This window comes from Brachybacterium tyrofermentans (assembly GCF_039526165.1).
Taxonomy (GTDB): Bacteria; Actinomycetota; Actinomycetes; order Actinomycetales; family Dermabacteraceae; genus Brachybacterium; species Brachybacterium tyrofermentans.
In genome coordinates, this window is record NZ_BAAAIR010000035.1 from 20778 (window position 1) to 42152 (window position 21375).

The window sequence follows — 21375 nt, forward strand, 5'->3', positions numbered from 1 at the left end:
AGGAAGGTCGCCGCTGAGCACACTCTAGCGATTCCGAGCGTCCGCTCCGGGAACGCTCAGCCCGGGAGTCCTCAGTTCGCAGCGGCCGGTGCGTCCAGCTGGTCGGCGTCCAGGATCGTGTAGGCGTAGCCCTGCTCGGCGAGGAAGCGCTGGCGGTGCGCCGCGAAGTCCTGGTCCTGCGTGTCGCGCATGACGACCGTGTAGAAGTGTGCGGTGCGGCCGTCGGCCTTCGGGCGCAGGAGGCGACCCAGCCGCTGGGCTTCTTCCTGACGAGAACCGAAGGCGCCGCTGACCTGCACGGCGACAGATGCCTCGGGGAGGTCGATCGAGAAGTTCGCGACCTTCGAGACCACCAGGCGGGTGAGCTCTCCGGCGCGGAAGGCGTCGAACAGCTCCTGGCGGCGCCGCACCGGGGTCTTGCCGGTGATGAGCTCGGCGTCGAGATGGGCGGCGAGCTCCTCCAGCTGGTCGATGTACTGCCCGATCACGAGCATTGGCTCGCCCTCGTGCCGAGCGGCGATCCGCTCCACGACGGCGTTCTTGGCCGGATGGGCCGCCCCCAGCCGGGGTCGATCGGCGGCCTCGGCCATCGCGTACGCCATGCGGTCGTCGGCCGGCATCGCGACCCGCACCTCGGTGCAGTCCGCGGGGGCGATGTAGCCCTGGGCCTCGATGTCCTTCCAGGGGGCGTCGTAGCGCTTGGGGCCGATCAGGGAGAACACCTCGCCCTCGCGGCCGTCCTCGCGCACGAGCGTCGCCGTGAGCCCCAGCCGCCGACGGGCCTGCAGATCGGCGGTCATGCGGAAGACGGGCGCGGGCAGCAGATGCACCTCGTCGTACACGATGAGTCCCCAGTCGCGGGCGCTCATGAGCTCGAGGTGGGGATGGATGCCCTTCCGCTTCATCGTGAGCACCTGGTAGGTGGCGATGGTGACGGGACGGATCTCCTTGGTGGCTCCGGAGTACTCGCCGATCTCGTCCTCGGTGAGGTCGGTGCGGCGCAGCAGCTCGCTCTTCCACTGCCGTGCGGAGACCGTGGAGGTGACGAGGATGAGGGTGGTGCGCTGCATCGCCGCCATCGCGGCCGCGCCCACCAGGGTCTTGCCGGCGCCGCAGGGGAGCACGACGACTCCGCTGCCGCCATGGCGGAAGCCGTCCACGGCCTCGGCCTGATAGGGCCGCAGCTGCCAGCCGTCCTCGCGCAGCGCGATGGGATGCGCCTCGCCGTCGACGTACCCGGCCAGGTCCTCCGCCGGCCAGCCGAGCTTGAGGAGCGCCTGCTTCAGGGCTCCGCGCTCGGAGGGGTGCACGAGCACGGTCGACTCGTCGAGACGGTCGCCCAGCATGCCCTGGATCCGCTTCGCCCGCGAGACCTCCTCGAGCACCGCACGGTCCAGGGCGTGGAGCACGAGTCCGTGGGTGGGGTCTGCTCGCAGCTGCAGCCGGCCGTAGCGGTCCATCGTGTCCGCGACATCGATGAGCAGCGAATGGGGGACCGGGTAGCGGGAGTTGTCCACGAGGGCCGCGACCACGGATTCCGCGTCGTACCCGGCGGCGCGCGCGTTCCACAGGCCGAGGTCGGTGATGCGGTAGGTGTGGACGTGCTCGGGGGCCCGTTCGAGCTCGGCGAAGGCGGCGATCGAGGCGCGGGCGGACTGCGCTCCGGGGTGCCCCACCTCGAGCAGGAGGGACTTGTCGCTCTGGACGATGAGGGGGCCGTCGGTCATCCCCTCAGGCTACGCCGCAGGGGCGGGACGACGACGGGCCGACGGGGTGTGCCGGGACACTCCCCGTCGGCCCGTCGGCCCGTCGGCCCGTCGGCCCGTCGGCCCGTCGGCCCATCGGCCTGTCAACCTGCCAGCCCGCCGGCCCGCAGGCCCGTCGACGGCGCGAGACTCAGGCCTTCGCGGGCTCGGGGAGCTCACGGCGGTTCAGCCGCTCGTACATTGCGATCTCGAAGAGGATCACGAAGGGGACCAGGGCGATGACCAGGGGGAAGAAAAAGGCGACGACGGTACCGATCGCGTTGATCAAGATGTACATGATGATCGAGGTCCCGAGGTTGTTCTTGACCAGGGTGAAGCTCTCCTTGATCGCGGCGATCGGCGAGGCGCCGCGAGCCGCCGCCGGGATCGCGAAAATCAGAAGTACGGTGGCAATCAGGCCCGGAATGACGAGCAGCACGGTGCCGATGAGGGTGATCACGCCGACCAGCAGAGCGGTCAGGATGACGCGCAACGGACCGATGAGGGCTTGCCCGATGCTCGGCCGTCCGCCCTCGAGGATGACCTCGGCGGCACGCACTGACCCCGACTGCCACAGCAGCGCAAAGGGCGCGGTGAGCAGGCCAGCACCCAAAGAAATTCCATAGAAGATAAGCACGGCTTCCGCCGGGAGTTCGTCCGTCGGCCCCACGTCGTTTATCAGGGGGAGCGTGGCGAAGATGCCTCCGACGACGCCTCCGACGATGATCACGCAGGCGATAACGCCGTAGATCAGTCCGACGACCAGGAACGGGACCCAGTTGCGCAGCAACCCGTTGCCGGCGAACTTGAGGGCGGCCCCCAGATCTGCGCCGAGGTCCTGCCCAGGAGCGGGAACGCCCGACCCGACCTGGCCATCCTGCAGCCCCCACGCGGCATCCTGCGAGGGGCCGGGCTGGCCCGCCTGGCCCGCAGGCGCCGGCTGCCCGTAGGCCCCGGCGGGAGACGGCTGGCCGTAGGCCGCCGCGGGCGACGCCTGTCCGTAAGGGTCTGCTGCGGAGGGCTGGCCGTAGGACCCGGCTGGGGACGGCTGGCCGTAGTCGCCGGCAGGGGAGGGCTGTCCATGAGGGCTCGCCCCTCCCGGCTGGGCGGACTGTCCGTACGGGGAGGGTTCGTGCGGGGGCGGGGGGACTGTCATGTGTCGGGTCTCTCTCACGGTCGCGGCGTCCCGGCCCGTGCAGGCCGGTCCTCAGGGGCCGAAGCGGCTCGGCTCGCGGCGCCGTTCCGCGGCGCACGCAGGTACACGGTACGGGCGGGGCCGCCCTCGGCGATACCCGACGATCGGACGATCCCGGTCGACGGACGGAGGGAGTCGACCGCCTCGAATCCGTGGAGTACGAAGCGCCCCACGACGTGCTCCCCGGTGCGTCCCAGGCACCGCACCACGGCAAGCCCTGGCACGTGGGCCTACCCCCGAGCGCTTTTCACTAGAATGGGTGGCGATGGACCGGGCCCCGCAGTGCGTCGACGTCCTCGGCGCAGCGGTCCGGCCCGGCTCGACAGTCACCTGATCTGAGGAGAACCCATGGCTAGCTTCGCTCCGTCCCCCGCCGATGTCGCGGACATCGGTGTCACCGGAATGGCGGTGATGGGCTCCAACCTGGCCCGCAACTTCGCCCGCAACGGCTTCAAGGTCGCGCTCCACAACCGCAGCGTCGGCAAGACCGAGAAGGTCATGGACGACCACAGCGCCGACGGGGAGTTCTACCCCTCGGAGTCCATGTCGGACTTCGTCGCCTCGCTGCAGAAGCCGCGCGTCGCGATCATCATGGTCAAGGCCGGCAAGCCGACCGACGCCGTGATCGACGAGCTCGCCTCCCTCATGGAGGAGGGCGACATCATCGTCGACGCCGGGAACGCCCTGTTCGGCGACACCCGCCGTCGTGAGGCCGATCTGCGCGAGAAGGGCCTGCACTTCGTGGGCTCTGGCGTCTCCGGTGGCGAGGAGGGCGCCCTCAACGGCCCCTCGATCATGCCCGGCGGCACCAAGCAGTCCTACGAGCGCCTCGGCCCGATGTTCGAGAAGATCTCCGCGCACGTCGACGGCGAGCCCTGCTGCACCCACGTCGGTGCCGATGGCGCCGGCCACTTCGTGAAGATGGTCCACAACGGCATCGAGTACGCCGACATGCAGGTCATCTCCGAGGCCTACGACCTCATGGCGAAGGCCCTGGGCAAGGGCGCCACCGAGATCGGCGACGTGTTCGCCGAGTGGAACAAGGGCGACCTCGAGTCGTTCCTCATCGAGATCACCGCCGAGGTGCTCCACCACACCGACGTCACCTCCGGCAAGCCGTTCGTGGACGTCATCCTCGACCGCGCCGCCCAGAAGGGCACCGGCGCCTGGACCGTGCAGACGGCTCTGGACCTCGGCGTCCCGGTCACCGGCATCGCCGAGGCCACCTTCGCCCGCTCCGTCTCCGGCTCCACGCCGCAGCGCGAGGCCGGCCGCAAGGTGCTCCCCGCCGAGGCGCAGACCCTCGAGATCGCCGACGAGGCCCAGTTCATCGACGACCTGCAGAAGGCGCTCTACGCCGCGAAGCTGGTCTCGTACTCGCAGGGCTTCGACGAGATCGCCGCGGGCGCCGACGAGTACGGCTGGGACATCGACCTCGGTGCCATGGCTCGCATCTGGCGCGGTGGCTGCATCATCCGTGCCCGCTTCCTGAACCGCATCACCGAGGCCTACGAGCGCGACGCGAAGCTGCCGCTGCTGCTCTCGGACGAGTACTTCACCACCGAGATCGCCAAGTGCATCCCGGCATGGCGTCGCGTGGTGGCCTTCGCGGCCGCGAGCGGCTACCCGGTGCCGGTGTTCGCCTCGACCCTGTCGTACTACGACGCGGTGCGCGCCGAGCGCCTCCCCGCCGCCCTGGTCCAGGCCCAGCGTGACTACTTCGGTGCGCACACCTACCAGCGCGTCGACGCCGAGGGCACCTTCCACGTGGAGTGGTCCGAGGATCGTCGCGAGACCAAGCAGGACTGATCCGCCACGGAGCGGACGGCCGGGCGGGGGCGGGCGTCCGCTCCCNCTGCGAGAGATCGACGGCGCCTCAGCGCCTGGATCCGCAGATCAGTAGGTGTTGACGGAAGCGGTGAAGGCACCGCTCGCGATCATGATGATGATCAGGATGATGTAGAGGACCCAGATGATCGCGAAGACGATCCAGCCCCACTTGTAGAGCTTGTTCGCCAGGGGGAGGTCGGTATCCGCTTTGACCAGGCCCACGATGGCGAGGGCCAGGACGATGAGGTTGCCGCCGCAGAGGATCGAGACGATCAGCTGGACGATCCACTTGGTCTTGTTGACGGGGGCGCCTCCGGTCGGCGCGGCAGGAGCGAAGTTCGGGTCGGTCATGATGGTGGTCCCTTCGAGGTTCCTAAGGGTTGAGTCCCCTGAACGTTTCATCAGTCGCCGCGGAGATCCCGCTCGACGTCAGGAGGAATCATAACCCTGAGAAGACCCTGATGTGCTATGGGGAGAAGTCCCCACGCGCGGTCGGTGATCGCGTCGAGTACGACAAAAAACAGTCTCGCACCGTGTGCTGGCACCGTCGGAGTCGGCGAGCAGGGCGCTGTCCAGTGGTCCGTACTCGGCGAGAACTGACGCTCCTGGACAGTCGTCTTTCAGCTATCATGGACCGAGTATTCAGTCGGCATTCATGGCGTCGTGCGTCACGCAAACTTATTGAGGACAGATATATGACTCAGCAGTTCCAGGAGCCCGGTCAGACGGGGAGTCCTGCTCCAGCGGGTGCCTACAGCGCGTCGAGCCCGAACATGGTCCCAGCACAGTCGGCGCCCGGAGTGGTGGGTGTCGGCTCCGTGGCTGGCCAGGTTGCCGAGTACATCGAGATCCCAGGCAGAGGCGCAGTGAAGATGGCGGCCATGTCGCAGCGGCTCATCGCGAGAATTCTTGACGGCGTGATCCTGGGCATTGTGCTCGGCATTCTCATGGGTGTCGCGATCGCCCTGATCGCCGCCGCCGCGAGTGTTGAGGACGGCAGCGGCGCCGCGGCCGGCGTCGGCTTCCTCGGCTTCCTCGGATTGATGACCCTCGCGATGGTCCTCGTCTACGCTTATGAGGCCGTCATGATCGGCTTCTGGGGAGCGACCGTCGGCAAGATGATCATGAAGGTGAAGGTTGTGAAGCCGCGTGACGGGAACGCGCCGGGTATCGGCTCCGGCATCGTTCGCTACCTGATCCCGGGCATCTGTGCACTGATCCCTTTCATCGGTTGGCTCGGCACCCTGGCTTGCTATGTCTCTCCGACCTTCGATAGCTCAGGCCGTCGCCAGGGTTGGCATGACAAGGTGGCGAACACGGTCGTGGTGAGCACCTCCGTCTGATCGCACGTGTCGCAATGTTCTGACACGTCTTCGATGCGGTGCCGTTCCTTCGGGGACGGCACCGTTTTGTTGTGGTGCACGGTTTGCTTCCGCGCGGATGGCATCGGCAGAAGTCCTTGCGAGGAGTCGGTTTCCGTCAGCCCAGCGTCACCCTGTGCACGAGCACGGTGAACTCCTCGGGGCTCCCCGTCTCGCGGGCCCGCAGCCGGCCGCCCTCGAGGGACAGCGCATGCACCTGCTTCACAACCACTCCGCCGCGTCCGTCGACGATCCCGATCGCGATCTCGCTCTCCTGCGCGATCGCCTCGAGCAGACGGTCGGTGACCGACAGGTCCGTCGCGCCGGCCTCCGCCGCCCGGATCCGGCCGACGGCCTCGAACGCCGGGACCCGCAGATCGGGTCCGTCGACGGTGACCAGGTCCGGGTCGACCGGGCCGCCGGGCAGGGAGTGCGCGAGCTCGGGGCCGGCGGCGCTGCCGTCGGGACCCACCGCCTGCGGGGAGAGCCCGGCCGCGCGCGCCATATGCAGGGCGAAGCCGGGGTCGGAGAGGGTCACGGCGACGGTCGGGGCGAGGCGATGCAGCGACAGCGCCGCCGCCTCGGGAGCGACCTGCAGGAGATCGAGCACCTCGGCGTCCGCCGTGAGCACCGTGGTGGCCCGGGAGATCTGGATCCGTCCGTGACGACGCTGCTCGTCCTGCAGCAGGTAGCTCAGCCCCTGTGGGATCGGGGATCGCGAGGAGCTCTTCAGGAGCGCCAGCAGGGCCTCCGCATCACGCCCCGACCTCAGGGCCCGGCGGACGGAGGCGGTGCTGAACCGCAGCGTGAGCGCGCCTCCGCGGGAGACGACCTCCGCCCAGTCCAGCAGGGGCAGCAGACGCTCTGCGGGCCGTCCCGGGACGACGACGGTGAGATCCGCGTCCAGCAGCACCTCGTCCACCGGGGCGGGGGCCGCTGTGCGCAGTGCTCTGGCGAGGCGGGCATCGGCCTGGGTGACGTCCTCGTCCAGCGCGAGCACCAGCTCCTGGCCGAGCACGGTCAGCGCCCCGTCATCGAGCACGCCGAGCGCTTCGCCCTCCACGAGCAGCGCGGCGGTCTCCTCCTCGATCACGTCGGCGGGGACGAGGGGGAACGCCCAGGCCAGGGAGAGCGCCAGGGAGTCCTCGTCGATGCTGAGACCGGGGCAGGTGCGCAGGGTGCGCAGCAGGCTGCCGCGACGGGTGCGCACGCCGTCACGCCGGGTGAGGTCCGAGAGCAGGGAGCGGTTCGCGCCCGCGGCGTCGGGCGTGCCGACCACGGCTGCGAGGTGGTGGCCGAGCGCCCAGGCCAGGACAAGCTCCGCCCAACGCTGCTCGGCGGCCTGGACGCGGTGGGCGTCCCAGTCCCGGGTGGGATGCCATTCCTGCCCGTCATGGCCGATCAGCCCGGCCTGCCAGGCGGACTGCAGCACGGTGGCGTAGGTGATGGTGGTCGTGCCGGCGCGGTCGGCGAGGCGGCGCAGGTCGCGCTGGGGCAGCCCGCCCTTGCGCAGCACCCCCGGTGGATCCTCGTCGAATCCGCGCACGGTCCCCAGCAGCCGTAGGGCTTCGAAGGCCCGCTCGACGGCCTGGGCGGAGCGGGAGCCGGGGATGCGCTCGGTGAGCGGGGAGCCGCTGGGGGAGGGTCGCAGCGCGGCGTGGCTGCGCCGGACACGGCCGTCGCGGAGCGCCAGCTGGACGGTGCGGGGGATGTGCAGCGTGCCCTCGCCGTCGGCCACGACGATGCCAGCACCCTGCAGGGCGGCGGCGAGGCGTCCGCGGCCCTCCACGGTCGACGGGCCCCAGGCCAGGGTCTCGAGCACCTCGGACAGGGTCTCGCGCGCGGCATCCACCCGGCGTTCCGCCTCGGCCGGTGTCGGGTCGTCCGGGGTGGCAGGGGCGAGGCCCGCCGGGGCGCGGAGACCTTCGCGCAGCGGGCGGATCAGGTGCAGCTCGTCCTCGCCCCAGACCAGGGCGAGGGTGGTCAGGCGCTCGAGGCCGGGGGAGATGGTCGCCGGATCCGAGGAGACCGCCGCCGCGAGGTCCGCCGGTGAGGAACCGTCGTCCAGCACGGCGAGCGCTTCGACCAGATGCAGCTCCGGGAGGGTGAGCGCTCCGAGCGCCCGACGCGCCGAGGTGGCGCCGGCGGCACGGGCCGCGAGGGGGCCCAGCCCCTTGGGAACGGGCGAGGCGAGATCCGGTCGGGCGAGGAGCAGCGCCTCGAGGCGGTCGTCGCCGAACCGTCGCAGGGAGTCCGCGAGGGACCGGATCACAGCGGTCATGGTGCGATCCAGCATAAAGTGAAGACACAGTGCTCGGTGCACGCGGTCCGGATGGATCGTACGGGCCAGCCCCCATAGCCCAATCGGCAGAGGCGGCCGCCTTAAAAGCGGCACAGTGCGGGTTCGAGTCCCGCTGGGGGCACGAGGTTCCCGGAGCGGAACCCGATCAGGTCGTGGAGTCCGACAGGTCCCGGGACCCCGACCGGTCCCAGGAGCGGGACCGTCCAGGGAGCCGGTCCTGCCCGATTCCCGGGGACGACTCGTTCCGGGCCACAATGGAGGGCATGACCGCAGACTCCTCCGCCTCCGATCAGCTCGCCGCCCGCCTCGACGGGGTGCTCGCGCGCCTCGACGACGCCGCAGAGCGCAGCGGGCGCGATGGTCGGGCGATCACCCTGCTGATGGCCACCAAGACGCGCACGCCGCAGGAGATCGCCACGGTGATCGAGATGCTGAGGGAGCGCGGCCGGGAGATCGCCGTGGGGGAGAACCGGGCTCAGGAGATCGCCAAGCACGCCGATCCGCTGCTCGCGGACAACGGGGTGCCGCGGCACTTCATCGGCCGACTCCAGACCAACAAGGCCCGTGACGTGGTCGCGTTCGCCGAGCTGATCCACAGCGTGGACCGCACGGACATCGCCGACGCGCTCGAGCGCCGCGCCGATATGGCCGGCTTGGTGCGCGATGTGCTCGTGCAGGTCAACACCTCGGGGGAGGAGTCCAAGGGAGGATTCGCCCCGACGCTGGAGGCCGTCGGCCCGATTCTCGATCGTCTGCGCGCGAGCGAGCATCTACGGCCCGTGGGCCTGATGACCATCGGCGCCAACACCAGCGACGCGAACCAGGTGCGGGCCTCCCTGCGCGGGCTGCGGGAGCTGCGGGACCAGGCCCGTGAGCAGTGCGATCTGCCGGAGCTCGAGCAGCTGTCGATGGGCATGAGCGGTGATCTCGAGATCGCGGTCGAGGAGGGCGCGACCATCGTGCGCGTGGGCTCGGCGATCTTCGGCGCCCGCGCCTGAGCGGTCGACTACTCCACGAGCCCGTCCAGCTGGCTCATGACGCCGTCCAGGTGGCTCCTGCCGCGGAGCATGCGCGTGAGGCGGCCCTGCGCGGTGCCGCGCGGGCCGGGCTCGGGATGGTGCGCGTAGATCGCGAGCTCCATCGTGAGGTCGTAGACGGCCAACCTCTCGCGCAGGTGCTCGCGCTGGAACAGCTCCGGATAGGCGGCGTGCAGCCACCGGGGGACCTCCGCGAGCGTGGATCGCTCCAGCCCGTGCCCGCCCGGAGTGGGCGGGAACTCCTCGGCCCGCGCGCACCAGCGCAGAAGGGTGTCGAGCTCGGCATCGGCCGCCTGGGCCGACGCCTCCGCGAAGTCGATGAGCCCGGTGACACGCCCCTGGTCGATCATCACATTGGAGCCGTGCAGATCGCCGTGGACGAGCACGGGGCGGTCGTCCGCGAACAACCCCATCCGGTCCTGGATCCAGGCGGCGACGTCCGCGAGCAGGCGTGCGTCATGATCGGGTCGTCGCCGGGCGGCCTCGACCTGCGCCGGCGCAGCGCTGACGACGGGCGGGTGGTACGCGGGCCACGGCTCGCCGGCGAGCGCATCGGCCAACCACGGTGGCCGCAGGTTCTCCGGAACCGGCACCTGATGCAGGGCCCGCAGCGCCGAGCCGAGGCTCTCGATCAGGGCGCGGCGCGCGGACCGGTCCGCCTTCGGCCACGCCGCATGCAGGGTGCGGCCGGGCAGCCGTTCGGAGACGGACCACGGCCCGTCGGGCCCGTCCCCGTGCGCGATGTGCGGAGCGTGGGGGACCTCGGACCCCTCGAGCAGGCCGACGACAGCGGCCTCGTGGCGGTAGGCGTCGCGGAACCGTCCGTCGCTCAGCCGGACCACGTCGTCCTCGCCGACCCACGCCCGGCTGACCCAGCCGTGCGTGGAGAGGTAGGGCCCACGAGCCGGGAGCCCGGCAGCCTCCAGAGTCCTCAGCAATGCCGGATCGACGGCCGGTTCGACGGCGGTCGGCTCGCCCTCGGCCGCCTCACCCACGGGCGTCCTCGTCACCACGTCAGGATCCGGGGCCGACGAGCGCCTGGGGGATCCCGTACTCGTGCTCGAGGACCTCGCAGGCGGCGCCGACGGCGATGAGGTCCGTGCCGCGCGTGGAGAGCATGACCTCGACATGCACCCAGGGCTCGGCGTGCAGACCCTCGGCCAGCGCCGCGCGGATCGCGTTCATGGACGACTCGTGGTGGGCGTAGACGGTGCGGCCGCCGAGGACCACACGGTCCACGTCGACCAGGCGCACGATGTCCACGACGATCGTGGCGAGCACCTGGGCGGCGAGGTCGTCGTCCCCGGCGGCGAGGGCGGCCTGGTACTCGGCCTGCGCGCAGCCGCGTCGGCCGCAGGTGCAGGGAGCCCCGCCCATCCTCACCACCGTATGGCCGGCCTCGCCGGCATGGGAGTGGGCGCCGCGCACGATCGAGCCGTCCAGGCACAGGCTCGCCCCGAGGCCGTCCTCGACCAGCACCAGGGCGGCGTCGTGGAGCAGGCCGGGCTGGGACCAGGTCTCGCCCACGAGCGCGGCGCGGGAATCGTGATCCAGGAGCACGGGGAGGCCCAGCTCCTCCAGGAGCAGGCGGCGGATCTCCGCCCCGCGCCAGGGATCGGGGTCGGAGGTCCCGCGGTAGACGCCCTCGGACCAGTCGACCGGACCGGGCATGCCCACCCCGGCGCCCAGCAGCACCCCGGGGCCCACCTCGGCGAGGGCGCGCGCCTCCGTGGCGAGGGTCTCGATCAGCTCGGGCACGGGCTGCAGGCGGCCGATCTCGAGCTCTCGGCGCTCAAGGATCTCGCCGCTGAGGTCCACGACCACGCCGTGCACCCGCGAACGGGTCAGGTGCAGGCCGATCGCCCGGCGGGAGGACGGCACGATGCGGTAGAGCGTGGTCGGCTTGCCGGGGCCCGCGGCGAGCGTGCCGGCCTCGGCGATCAGCCCTCGACCCATCAGGCGCCCCATGATCTTCGAGATCGCCTGGGGCGTGACCTGGAGCGCGTCGGCCAGCTCGGCCCGCGAGACGGGGTCGCCGCGGCGCGCGACGGCGAGCACGGCGGCGTCATGCGCGCCGGCGACGCGGTCCAGGGGAGTTGTCTGTCTCACGCCGGTCATCCTCGCACGTGGTCCGTGTCTCGGCGCGCTCGGGAGCCACGCCGGCGCTGAGCCGACGGCGGCAGAGGACCGGTGCACGCGAGACTCGGCCGGGACCTGCAGGGACGGTGACAGACGGCGCTCAGCGCGGACGCGACGACCGGAGCGCGGGGGATATGTGATCCGCATCGGCCATGCAGCGTCTTGACGTAACGCAACAGCGTTGCCTTATTCTGGACGCCGGGTCGATGGAGCCCGCCCCTGAACATCCGCATCCGAAAGGTCGAGGCACTCATGACCACCATCGACAGCACCCGAAGCATCCGCACCGCCCCACCGCCGCTGACCCCCGCCCGCCGCCGCCTCGCGCTGCTCGCGATCGCCCTGGGCGGCTTCGGCATCGGCGCCTCCGAGTTCGTGTCCATGGGCCTGCTGCCCGGCATCGCGCACGGCCTGCTCGGCGAGCAGATGGCCGCCGACCCCGAGGGCGGCATCGCCAGGGCCGGCATCGCGATCACCGCCTACGCCCTCGGCGTCGTGGTCGGCGCTCCGGTCCTCGCCGTGCTCTCCGTGCGTTGGAGCCGGTCCTCGATGATCATCGCGCTCGCCGCGGCGCTCGCCGTCGGCACCGTGCTCTCGGCGGTCATGCCCACCTTCGAGCTGACCGTGCTCGCCCGCTTCGTCGCCGGCATTCCCCACGGCGCCTACTTCGGGGTCGCCTCCCTCCTGGCCGCCTCCCTCATGGGGCCCGGTAACCAGGGCAAGGGCGTGGCCCTCGCACTCTCCGGGCTCACGGTCGCGAACCTGATCGGCGTGCCCGTGCTCACCGCCGTCGGCCAGGCCGCCGGCTGGCGCGCCGTCTACCTCCTGATCACCCTGATCTTCGTGACCACCGTGGTGGCTCTGAAGCGCACCATTCCGCACGAGCCGAAGGTCGTCGGCCGGCGCATGGTCGAAGAGGTCGTGGCGCTGAAGCGCGTGCAGCTGTGGATCATCATGGGCATCGCCGCCGTCGGGTTCGCCGGTGGGTTCGCCGTGTTCAGCTACGTCGCCGACATCACCACCAAGGTCACCGGTGCCCCGGCCACAGCCGTCCCGTGGGTGCTCGCCGCCGCCGGACTCGGCATGACCCTCGGCAACGTCATCGGCGGTGCCGCCACGGACCGCTCCCTGAACAAGACCCTCCTGATCGGCTTCCCGATCTACATCGCCGCCCTCGTGGGCCTGTTCCTGGTCGCGCACCTCTCGCTGGTCGCCCTGCTGGTCGGGTTCTTCCTCGTCAACGCGGCGAACTCGTCCCTCAACCCGGCGATGCAGACCTGGCTGATCCGCGTGGCCCACCGCTCCGAGGTGCTCGGCGCCTCGCTCAACCACGCCGCCTTCAACGTCGCCAATGCCCTCGGCGCCTCCCTCGGCGGCGCCGTGATCGCCGCCGGCTTCGGCTACGAGGCGCCGATGGTCGTCGCGATCGCGCTGGCCTGCGTCGGCTTCACCCTGGTGATCGGGACCCTGGTGGGCCTGCGGGTGCGTGCCCGTCGCACCCTCGAGGTCCTCAGCGAGCACGAGGACACCATGACCGGCTCGCTCCCGGTCGTCGAGCCCGTCTCCGTCTGAGAACCACCACCTGTCCGCCGGGGCCCGGCCTCTCCCGCAGGAGGGCCGGGCCCCGGCGCATCCGGTCGGCCCGACCGGCGCCCCGACTTCCGCCCCGGAGCTCGTCATACTCGGTCATCCGGCTCCTGACAGCGGAAACCCGCATGCCTACAGTGGAGTGGCGCCGAGCGACGGCGCCCGAGCTGCCCCGCCTCACCGGAGCCGCGCCGACGCAGAGACCGTGGAGGCCCCGTGCATATCCAGACCGCCGCCGTGCAGACCCTCCGGCACCATGAGCACGGTGCCGTGGTCCCGCCGGTCCATCTCGCCTCGACCTTCGAGCTCGACCCGGGCAGCGAGGACGGCAGCTACGCCTATCAGCGCGGCGCCAACCCCACCCGGGCTCAGCTCGAGACCGTGCTGGCCACTCTCGACGGCGCCGACCACGGCTTCGCCTTCGCCTCCGGCATGGCCGCCACGGCCGCCGCGCTGTCCACCCTCGAGGTGGGCGACGAGGTGATCCTGCCCGCGAGCGTCTACGGCGGCACCTACCGCTTCGTGGATCTGGTGCTGCCGGGCCGCGGCGTCACCGGGCGCTTCGTGGACGACCTCGGTGCGCTCACCGATGCGGACTTCACCCCCGCGACCAGGGCGATCTTCATGGAGACCCCGGCGAACCCGACGCTGCGGATCACCGACCTGCGCCGCCTCACCGAGCTCGCCCACCGCCATGGGGCGATCGTGATCGTCGACAACACCTTCATGACACCCGTGCTGCAGCGCCCGCTCGAGCTCGGAGCCGACGTCGTCGTCCAGTCCGCCACGAAGTACCTCGCCGGTCACTCCGACCTGCTCGCCGGCGCGATCACCACGAACGACGAGAGCCTTGCGGAGGCCTTCGCCCTCGCTCAGAAGGCGCAGGGAGGGGTGCTCTCCCCGGGGGACTCCTTCCGCCTGATCCAGGGCATCAAGACGCTTCCGCTGCGCCTGGAGCGCCAGCAGGCCAACGCGGTCGCGATCGTGGACCACCTGCGGGGCCATGACGACATCGCCCAGGTCTGGTACCCCGGCTCCCACAGCGAGGACGAGGCGCGCATCCATGCCGGACAGGCCACCGGCACCGGCGCGGTGCTCTCCTTCGAGCTCGTACCCGAGCTGGACCGCGTCGCCTTCCTGCGAGCCCTGCGCTATCCCGGATACGCCGTGAGCCTCGGCGGGGTGGAATCGCTGATCTGCCGCCCGGCGACCATGACCCACGAGGCCATGACGCCGCAGGCCCGGGAGAAGGCAGGCATCTCCGACGAGCTGCTGCGGCTGTCCGTCGGCATCGAGGACATCACCGATCTCCTCTCGGACCTCGACCAGGCGCTCGCCGAAGCCGGCTGACGGGCGCTCGCCGCCACCCGCAGAGGCGGCGCTTCTCGCGGAGAGCGGAGCGGGCTTCCAGCCCAAGCACGGGAAACGCCGATACAGTAGGGGAGTCGGCGCGCCAGGGAACGGTGCTCTCCGTCCCTGACGTCGGCCCACCATCTCTCTCGTGAGGAGCGCCATGGCACGCCACAACATCGTGTTCGGCCGTGACCAGGCCGTGCAGGGGCAGAACTACAGCGCCCCCCAGTTCGGTCAGTCGCAGAGCGGCCCGGCCCAGGGGACCCAATGGTCCCAGGGCTTCGACCAGCAGAGCCCCGACAACCTCGAGGCCATGTACAGCAGGCCAGCTGCGACCGGTCACGACACCGGCCGCATGACGATGCGCGACGCCCTGAACGCGATCACCGCGACCCTGGGCCTCATCGTCGTCGTCGGCTTCGCCGTCGGGATCACCCCGAAGCTCCTCGGCGCCGTCGCCGGCCCCGAGGGGCAGCAGCTGGGCACCCTGGTCGCCGGGGGTGCCCTGGTCGTCGGTCTCATCGGCGGCCTGGTCATGGCGATGGTCAACATCTTCAAGAAGCAGCCCTCGGCGATCGCCGTGCTCGCCTACGCCGTGTTCGAGGGTCTTCTCCTCGGCGGCATCAGCGGGATCATGGAGCTCGCCTACCCGGGCATCGCCCTGCAGGCCGTGCTCGGCACCCTCGCCGTGGCCGGCACCGTGCTGGTGCTGTTCCGCGTGGGCGTGCTGCGCACCTCGCCGAAGCTCACCAAGATCGTCTCCGTGGCGATGGTCGCCTACCTGATCTTCGGCGTCGTGAACATCGGGTACCTGCTCATGACCGGGCAGAGCCTGCGCAACGGGCTGATCGGCCTGATCATCGGCGGCCTCGCCGTCGTCATGGCCTCGTACTGCCTCGTGATGGACTTCGAGGACGTCCAGCGCGCCGCGAACTCGGGCGCGCCGCGCAACTACGCCTGGCGCTGCGCCTTCGGGCTCGCCGCCACCATGGTGTGGCTGTACATCGAGATCCTGCGGATCCTCGCGATCCTCCGCGGCGACTGACAGCGTCGATCGGCGAGCGCTCCGTGCGCCGCCCGTATGCTGGAACGGCGGGTCCCCTCCTCGGGGGCCCGCCGTTCCGTTCCCGACAGAGAGGTGTTCCCGATGGCCGAGCTGTGGCAGTGGGTGCTCGACCACGGCGTCGTCGTCATCACGTACATCTTCTTGGCGATCGACGTGATCCTGCGGATCCTCGGCCTCGTGGTGGTCCCGCGGAACCGACGGCCCGGATCAGCCCTCGCCTGGCTGATGGCGATCATGATCTTCCCGCTCCTCGGCTTCCCGTTGTACCTGCTGCTGGGCAAGGCGCAGCTGCCGCGGAAGCGACGTGAGAAGCAGAAGGTCATCAACCGTCTGATGCATGTGCGGGCGCACGACATCCCCGACAGCGAGCTCGATGCCGATTCGCCGAGCTGGCTGCAGTCCGCGGTGAACCTGAACCGCGAGCTCGGCGCGTTCCCGCTCACCGGGAACAACTCTGCGGATCTCGAGATCGACTATGACACCTCGCTGTCCCGCATGGCCGAGGACATCCGCGCCGCCGAGAGCGAAGTGCACGTCCTGTTCTTCGCGATGGCTCTGGATACGACCACCCAGGACTTCTTCGATGCCCTCGCGGAGTCCGCCGCTCGTGGCGTGAAGGTCCGGGTGCTGTACGACCACTGGGCCTCGCTCACCCACGGCTCGGTCTACCGGGCGATGCGTCGCCACCTCGACGCCCACGGCATCGAGCACTACCCGATGATGCCGGTCAAACCCTTCCGCGACGGCGCCTTCCAGAGGCCCGACCTGCGCAATCACCGCAAGCTGCTGATGATCGACGGCCAGATCGGGTGGATGGGCAGCCAGAACCTCATCGCCGCGCACTACAACAAGCGCGCCAACATCCGTCGGGGTCTGCACTGGCAGGAGACGATGGCCCGGTTCCGCGGCCCCATCGTCTCGGAGATGAACCTGCTGTTCGCCACCGACTGGTACTACGAGTCCGCCGAGATGCTCTCCGAGGCCGACCTGGTCCAGGCCCCGGTCGACACCTCCGGAACCTACGAATGCCAGCTGGTCCCCAGCGGCCCGGGCTTCGTGTTCGAGAACAACCTCGCCCTGTTCAACCAGCTGTTCTACTCGGCGGACCGGCGCATCTGCGCGGTCAGCCCCTATTTCGTGCCCGACGAGTCGATGCTCGCCGCGATCGTGACCGCGGCGCGCCGCGGCGTCGAGGTCGAGCTGTTCGTCTCCGAGATCGGCGATCAGTTCCTGGTCTTCCATGCCCAGCGCTCCTATTACTCGGAGCTGCTCGCGGCAGGGGTGAAGATCTGGCTCTACCGGGCCCCGACCATCCTCCACGCCAAGCACGTCACCATCGACGACTCGGTGACCGTGATCGGCTCCTCCAACATGGACATCCGCTCGTTCCTGCTGGACATGGAGAGCTCGATGATGGTCGGCGGCACCGATTTCATCCAGAAGATGTACGACGTGGAGGACGTCTACCGCTCGCGCAGCCGGCAGCTGACGCTCGAGGAGTGGGAGCAGCGGCCCGTGCCGATGCGGCTGCTGGACAACCTCTGCCGGCTCGCCTCGGCGGTCGTCTGAGCAGGGGGCGACGACGGGCGGCTGCCCGGGCGGCTGTCACCTGCCCAGGCGGCGATCAGCTGCCCAGCCCGGTGAGGGATTCCAGGGCGGCATCAGCGGCCTCCTCATGGTCGGTGACCCCGACGGCGGTCTCGAGGGCGAGGGCGCTGGGGCCCTGCTCGGTCTCGAGCACCACCACGACGATCTCGGTGGCGTCGGTCTTCTCGAGGTCGTCGGAGCCGAAGTTCACGATGGCCCGGGTGGTGTAGCCGGGCATCCCGGCGATGGTCACCGGGGTGGTGGTCTCCTCGTCCCAGGTGCGCTCGCGGGCACGGTTGTCCCCCCAGTCGCCGTCCGTGAAGAAGCACTTCGCGATCTTCTGGGAGGCGATCTCGTTGCCCGGGTACTCGACGCCGGGCTGCCAGTCGACGGCGCCGACCGTGATCGTCGAGATCCATCCCTCCTCGACCAGCGCGGTCGCGACCTGGGTGTCATTGAGGAAGGAGGCGGGCCCGGCGCTCTCACGGCCGTCGAACACGGCCGGCGGGATGAACTGGAGGCCACCGCCGAGCAGCTTCCCGGAGGGGTTGGTGGAGGCCCGCTCGTACTCGGGGGTGTAGCAGCGCTCCTCGACGACTTCCGTCGGGGTGGGCGACTCGGACTCCGTCGACGTCGTGGAGGCGCTGGAGGAGGCGCTCTGGCTGTCGGGGCCGCTGCTCGCAGCGGGCCGCAGCACCAGATAGGCCACGGTGGCGCCGACGATGAGCAGGAACACGAGCGCGAAGGAGAGCCCGCCGAGCAGCAGAGCGTTGCCTCGGCCACCGCCGGTCTGCCGGGTCGTCATTCGACGACCTCGAGGCTGGCGATGATGTCGGCGAGCTCCTGGACGTGCTCAGGCTGGTCGGCCGCGACGTCGCTGGCCAGGGCGCTGGGCCCGTCGGGTCCTTCGACCACGATCGCCGTCACCACCGAGGAGTCCGTGGTCGCGAGGATCTCGGGGTCCTCGAAGTGGTAGGTGGCCTGCACGATCCACGCCTGATGGCCGTCGACTGTCATGACCTCGGAGCGGTAGTCGGTGACCTTCGGGTGGTCGCCGAAATAGGCGACGACCCCGGAGGTGGTCGCGTAGCACTGGAAGATCGCGACCGCGGCCTTCTCGAGCCCGGGATAGCCGCCCTCCTCGTCCGACCAGACCACCCGACCGAGGTTCACGACGCTGAACCAGGAGTTCTCGACCTGTCGTCCCTGGGCGTTGACCTCGGACATATAGGGGAGGTCACCGGAGCCCCACGGGTAGTCCCAGGTGTCGGGGATCGTGTACTGGAGATCGCCGCCGCGGATCGTGCCGGGGTCCGAGGACGGGGGCGAGCCGGGGTCGCTCGGGAAGGTGCAGTCCGTGGTCGGCTTCTCGGTGAAGATCGGCGGAGGGGGAGCGAGGTCGGGGTCCTCGGGATCGGGCACGTACTCCGACTGGCCGCCGGCGGTCCGGTCACCGGTCTTGAACGCGGTGGGATCGCCCTCGTCGAGCACGGAGCGGAACACCGTCTGCGAGAGCACGAGGGCGATGACGGCGAGCAGCACGACCCCGGAGCCGACGACGGCCAGCACGGTTGCCAGGGTCCGGTGGCGGGCCCGCTCTCCGGGCTCGCCCAGGGTCACGCCGTTCTCGGCAGGCCCCGTCCCGGACAGCTCATGCGGATCGTGATCGCTGAAGTCGGGCAGGCCGGAATCAGGCGACCGCTGATCGTCGCTGTGCGGATCCTGAGTCATCGCCACCTCCCCGGCGCGGAGGGCCCCTGCCCCGTCGAGGGATCCCTGAAGAGGACCCCGTGTCCCCGGGTGATTCTCGCATGCGACGCCCGGCGTTCCTGAACCGGGACGACCCGCGGGACGGACCTGCCTCGACCAGCGGGATCGACGGTGCCGCGATCGGCGGGCCGGGCAGCAGCACGAGGAGCGGGGCCACCAGCAGGTCCAGGTCACGACGAGCAGGTGCGATTGATACTCTCCGGGCACAGGCCGACGGAGACCTCGCTCCGGTCCCGGCACCGATAGATGGAGTCCGCATGCGCCCACCCCTCGTCCTGACGATCGCCAGCTCCGATTCCGACGGGGCCTCCGGCCTCCAGGCGGATCTGAAGACCTTCACGGCGCTCGGTGCCTATGGGGCGAGCGCCGTCACCATGGTCTCGACGGTGAACTCGCAGGGGCTCCGCGGCATTCACTATCTGCCCGGAGATGTGGTGCGCAGCCAGATCGATGCCGTCGCCACGGACCTCCTGCTCGACGCCACCAAGATCGGTGCCCTGGGCAGTGCGGCCGTGGTCGAGGCCGTCGCGGAGGCGGTGCGCGAGCACTCCGGGTCGCTGGGACGTCTCGTGCTGGATCCGGTGATGGTGGGCAGCGACGGTTCGGCGCTGATCTCCGCGGAGGGCGCGACGGCGCTGCGCGACTCCCTGCTGCCGCTGGTCGATGTGCTCACCCCGAACATGGCGGAGGCGGCTCAGCTGCTGGGCCGGCCGCTGGCCACCTCGATCGACGAGATGCGGGAGCAGGCGCTGGCCCTCCAGGCGCTCGGACCGCGGGCCGTGCTCATCACCGGCGGACGGCTGGAGCACGACGACGCGGTCGACGTCCTCGTGCACCCCGGCGGCACCGATCTGCTGCGGGCGGAGCGCGTGGCCGGACGGTTCGTGCGCGGCGCCGGGTCGACCCTCTCGGCCGCGATCACGGCGCAGCTCGCCCGGATCGAGGAGTTCAGCCGCGCCGGGGAGCTCGGCGAGATCGGCGATGCCGGCAGCCAGGACGACCTCGTGACCATCGTGGCCTCGGCCCGGGAGTTCCTCGCGAGCGCCATCGAGAACGCGCAGGGCTGGAAGGTCTCCCGTCACAGCGGGACCGGCTACAGCCCCTTGAACCACCTGATCACGCTCGACAAGGCCTGATCGCTCGACAGGGCCTGATCGCTGAGCCCGGCCTGATCACTCAGCCGTGAGCAGCCCGAGCTGCTCCTTGAGAGCGAGCACGCGCAGCACGGACTCCTTGACGCGCGCCAGGTTCGCGGGATCCTCCGCGGCCCACGCCTCGAGCGCGTCGACCAGCTGACCGGTGAGCGAGGCGTCGGCCGTGATCACCACGTCTCCGCCGGCGGCGAGCGGACGGGTGGCACGCTCGGCGACGGGAACGTCGGCGACGGCCTGAGCGGCCCCGATGTCGTCCGTGATCACGAGCCCGGTGAAGCCGAGCTGGTCGCGCAGCAGGTCCTGGATCGCGGCCCGCGAGAACATGGCGGGCACGCCCTCCTCGAGCTGCGGGTAGATCGCCGAGGACATCATCACCAGCTGTGCGCCGGCGTCGATCCCGGCGGAGAAGGAGCCCAGGAACGGATCGTCGGGCCCGGTGACGGTGTCCTCGATGCCCTCGGCCGAGAAGTCGGTGTTCTCGCGGACCCTGCCCAGGCCCGGGAAGTGCTTGAGGGTCGCCGCCACCCCCTGGGCATCCAGCGCCTCGACGGCGGCTGCGACGCACTCGCCCACCTGCTCGGGCTCCGTGCCGAAGCCGCGGTCCAGCGTGCCGACGGGCCCGTTGCCGTCGCCCAGCGCGGGATCCACGACGTCGGCGACGGGGGAGAAGGCCACGTGGATGCCGAGAGCGGCGAGGTCCTCGCCGATGCTCGTGTACGCCTCGGCGACGGCGTCCGTGCCGTCCTTCCCGAGGGATTCGGCCGACGGGGTATTCCGGGCGGCATCCCCGCGCAGCATCCTCACCTGCCCGCCCTCCTGGTCCACGGCGATCAGCGGGGGCAGGTCGGGGCGGGAGCCCTCCTGGGCGGCGTCCACCGCGTCGGCGCTCTCCCACACCTGCAGCAGGAAGATCCCGCCGGCGTGATGCTCCGCGAGCACCTCGCGAGGGATCTCGGTGCCCGCCGGGATGCCGACCAGCACCAGCTGCCCGGCCAGCTCCCGCGGCTCGAGCTCCTCGAGCAGCAGCTCGGCGGCCGTCGGTGGATCCTCGGTCGGCTCGGTCGTGGGGTCGTCGGTCGGGCCCCCGCCGTCCGAGCCGTCCGCCGAGCCGGTGCCGCCGTCCGAGGAGCCGCCGGAATCGCCGTTCCCGTCCGTCGCCGGATCCTCCCCGGGAGTGGTGCAGGCGGCGAGGGCGGCCGTCGGGGCCAGGGCCAGGAGATGACGTCGTCGCATGGCGCCAGTGTTCCAT

17 protein-coding genes and 1 tRNA gene are annotated in these 21375 nt (G+C 70.6%); 9 read left to right on the plus strand and 9 right to left on the minus strand.

Features of this window, described 5'->3' with window-relative positions:
- Positions 1 to 71 precede the first annotated feature (71 nt).
- Positions 72 to 1727, minus strand: coding sequence for a DNA repair helicase XPB (locus tag ABD093_RS08955; RefSeq protein ID WP_343923848.1), 1656 nt, complete (start codon positions 1725 to 1727; stop codon positions 72 to 74).
- 169 nt (positions 1728 to 1896) lie between these two features.
- A complete protein-coding gene (locus ABD093_RS08960; RefSeq protein WP_343923850.1) occupies positions 1897 to 2901 on the minus strand; it encodes a collagen-like domain-containing protein in 1005 nt (334 codons plus the stop codon).
- A gap of 387 nt (positions 2902 to 3288) precedes the next feature.
- On the opposite strand from ABD093_RS08960, the gene gndA reads away from it, so the two are divergent.
- Positions 3289 to 4749, plus strand: coding sequence for an NADP-dependent phosphogluconate dehydrogenase (gndA, locus tag ABD093_RS08965; RefSeq protein WP_343923852.1), 1461 nt, complete (start codon positions 3289 to 3291; stop codon positions 4747 to 4749).
- Positions 4750 to 4836: 87 nt separating this feature from the next.
- On the opposite strand, the gene ABD093_RS08970 is transcribed toward gndA, so the two are convergent.
- Positions 4837 to 5121 (minus strand): hypothetical protein, encoded by a 285-nt coding sequence (locus ABD093_RS08970; protein WP_343923854.1) that lies wholly within the window; start codon positions 5119 to 5121, stop codon positions 4837 to 4839.
- Between the two features lie 344 nt (positions 5122 to 5465).
- On the opposite strand from ABD093_RS08970, the gene ABD093_RS08975 reads away from it, so the two are divergent.
- A complete protein-coding gene (locus ABD093_RS08975; RefSeq protein WP_343923856.1) occupies positions 5466 to 6113 on the plus strand; it encodes an RDD family protein in 648 nt (215 codons plus the stop codon).
- A 136-nt stretch (positions 6114 to 6249) separates the two neighbouring features.
- Here the strand turns inward: ABD093_RS08975 and ABD093_RS08980 are convergent, their stop codons facing one another.
- Positions 6250 to 8412 (minus strand): helicase-associated domain-containing protein, encoded by a 2163-nt coding sequence (locus ABD093_RS08980; protein WP_343923858.1) that lies wholly within the window; start codon positions 8410 to 8412, stop codon positions 6250 to 6252.
- A gap of 68 nt (positions 8413 to 8480) precedes the next feature.
- Between ABD093_RS08980 and ABD093_RS08985 the strand changes: the two genes are divergently transcribed.
- Together ABD093_RS08985 and ABD093_RS08990 are read left to right on the plus strand one after the other, a co-directional pair.
- A tRNA-Leu gene (locus ABD093_RS08985) sits at positions 8481 to 8554 on the plus strand.
- Between the two features lie 142 nt (positions 8555 to 8696).
- Positions 8697 to 9431, plus strand: coding sequence for a YggS family pyridoxal phosphate-dependent enzyme (locus ABD093_RS08990; RefSeq protein ID WP_343923860.1), 735 nt, complete (start codon positions 8697 to 8699; stop codon positions 9429 to 9431).
- 8 nt (positions 9432 to 9439) lie between these two features.
- Here ABD093_RS08990 and ABD093_RS08995 read toward each other — a convergent pair whose 3' ends face one another.
- Entirely contained in the window at positions 9440 to 10480 is a 1041-nt protein-coding gene (locus tag ABD093_RS08995) for a phosphotransferase family protein (protein WP_343923862.1), read from the minus strand.
- Between the two features lie 4 nt (positions 10481 to 10484).
- Positions 10485 to 11588 carry an ROK family protein gene (locus tag ABD093_RS09000; protein WP_343923864.1) on the minus strand — a complete coding sequence of 368 codons (1104 nt, stop codon included), beginning with the start codon at positions 11586 to 11588 and terminating at the stop codon, positions 10485 to 10487.
- 273 nt (positions 11589 to 11861) lie between these two features.
- On the opposite strand from ABD093_RS09000, the gene ABD093_RS09005 reads away from it, so the two are divergent.
- From ABD093_RS09005 to cls, 4 genes are all read left to right on the plus strand, one after another.
- Positions 11862 to 13181 carry an MFS transporter gene (locus ABD093_RS09005; protein WP_343923866.1) on the plus strand — a complete coding sequence of 440 codons (1320 nt, stop codon included), beginning with the start codon at positions 11862 to 11864 and terminating at the stop codon, positions 13179 to 13181.
- Positions 13182 to 13412: 231 nt separating this feature from the next.
- Entirely contained in the window at positions 13413 to 14546 is a 1134-nt protein-coding gene (locus tag ABD093_RS09010) for a trans-sulfuration enzyme family protein (RefSeq protein ID WP_343923868.1), read from the plus strand.
- A gap of 163 nt (positions 14547 to 14709) precedes the next feature.
- Positions 14710 to 15594, plus strand: a complete 885-nt coding sequence (locus ABD093_RS09015) for a Bax inhibitor-1/YccA family protein (RefSeq protein WP_343923870.1) — start codon at positions 14710 to 14712, stop codon at positions 15592 to 15594.
- A gap of 102 nt (positions 15595 to 15696) precedes the next feature.
- The gene (cls, locus tag ABD093_RS09020; protein WP_193119031.1) at positions 15697 to 17184 is read left to right on the plus strand and encodes a cardiolipin synthase; all 1488 of its coding nucleotides are present in this window, start codon (positions 15697 to 15699) and stop codon (positions 17182 to 17184) included.
- A 55-nt stretch (positions 17185 to 17239) separates the two neighbouring features.
- Here the strand turns inward: cls and ABD093_RS09025 are convergent, their stop codons facing one another.
- Complete coding sequence (locus ABD093_RS09025) at positions 17240 to 18007, minus strand: hypothetical protein (protein WP_193119030.1); 768 nt, start codon at positions 18005 to 18007, stop codon at positions 17240 to 17242.
- Positions 18004 to 18933: a hypothetical protein gene (locus ABD093_RS09030; protein ID WP_193119029.1), complete on the minus strand. Its 930-nt coding sequence runs from the start codon at positions 18931 to 18933 to the stop codon at positions 18004 to 18006. Before ABD093_RS09030 ends, ABD093_RS09025 begins: the two co-directional genes overlap by 4 nt.
- Before the next feature lie 296 nt (positions 18934 to 19229).
- Here ABD093_RS09030 and thiD point away from each other — a divergent pair, with 296 nt between their 5' ends.
- Complete coding sequence (thiD, locus tag ABD093_RS09035; protein ID WP_193119028.1) at positions 19230 to 20108, plus strand: bifunctional hydroxymethylpyrimidine kinase/phosphomethylpyrimidine kinase; 879 nt, start codon at positions 19230 to 19232, stop codon at positions 20106 to 20108.
- A gap of 36 nt (positions 20109 to 20144) precedes the next feature.
- On the opposite strand, the gene ABD093_RS09040 is transcribed toward thiD, so the two are convergent.
- Positions 20145 to 21359 (minus strand): glycoside hydrolase family 3 N-terminal domain-containing protein, encoded by a 1215-nt coding sequence (locus ABD093_RS09040; RefSeq protein ID WP_343923873.1) that lies wholly within the window; start codon positions 21357 to 21359, stop codon positions 20145 to 20147.
- Positions 21360 to 21375: the final 16 nt, after the last annotated feature.

Coding starts and splice junctions, on each gene's coding strand:
- ABD093_RS08955 (WP_343923848.1), bottom strand. CDS start 1,727: ATGACCGACGGCCCCCTCATCGTCCAGAGCGACAAGTCCCTCCTGCTC.
- ABD093_RS08960 (WP_343923850.1), bottom strand. CDS start 2,901: ATGACAGTCCCCCCGCCCCCGCACGAACCCTCCCCGTACGGACAGTCC.
- gndA (WP_343923852.1), top strand. CDS start 3,289: ATGGCTAGCTTCGCTCCGTCCCCCGCCGATGTCGCGGACATCGGTGTC.
- ABD093_RS08970 (WP_343923854.1), bottom strand. CDS start 5,121: ATGACCGACCCGAACTTCGCTCCTGCCGCGCCGACCGGAGGCGCCCCC.
- ABD093_RS08975 (WP_343923856.1), top strand. CDS start 5,466: ATGACTCAGCAGTTCCAGGAGCCCGGTCAGACGGGGAGTCCTGCTCCA.
- ABD093_RS08980 (WP_343923858.1), bottom strand. CDS start 8,412: ATGACCGCTGTGATCCGGTCCCTCGCGGACTCCCTGCGACGGTTCGGC.
- ABD093_RS08990 (WP_343923860.1), top strand. CDS start 8,697: ATGACCGCAGACTCCTCCGCCTCCGATCAGCTCGCCGCCCGCCTCGAC.
- ABD093_RS09000 (WP_343923864.1), bottom strand. CDS start 11,588: ATGACCGGCGTGAGACAGACAACTCCCCTGGACCGCGTCGCCGGCGCG.
- ABD093_RS09005 (WP_343923866.1), top strand. CDS start 11,862: ATGACCACCATCGACAGCACCCGAAGCATCCGCACCGCCCCACCGCCG.
- ABD093_RS09015 (WP_343923870.1), top strand. CDS start 14,710: ATGGCACGCCACAACATCGTGTTCGGCCGTGACCAGGCCGTGCAGGGG.
- cls (WP_193119031.1), top strand. CDS start 15,697: ATGGCCGAGCTGTGGCAGTGGGTGCTCGACCACGGCGTCGTCGTCATC.
- ABD093_RS09025 (WP_193119030.1), bottom strand. CDS start 18,007: ATGACGACCCGGCAGACCGGCGGTGGCCGAGGCAACGCTCTGCTGCTC.
- ABD093_RS09030 (WP_193119029.1), bottom strand. CDS start 18,933: ATGACTCAGGATCCGCACAGCGACGATCAGCGGTCGCCTGATTCCGGC.
- thiD (WP_193119028.1), top strand. CDS start 19,230: ATGCGCCCACCCCTCGTCCTGACGATCGCCAGCTCCGATTCCGACGGG.
- ABD093_RS09040 (WP_343923873.1), bottom strand. CDS start 21,359: ATGCGACGACGTCATCTCCTGGCCCTGGCCCCGACGGCCGCCCTCGCC.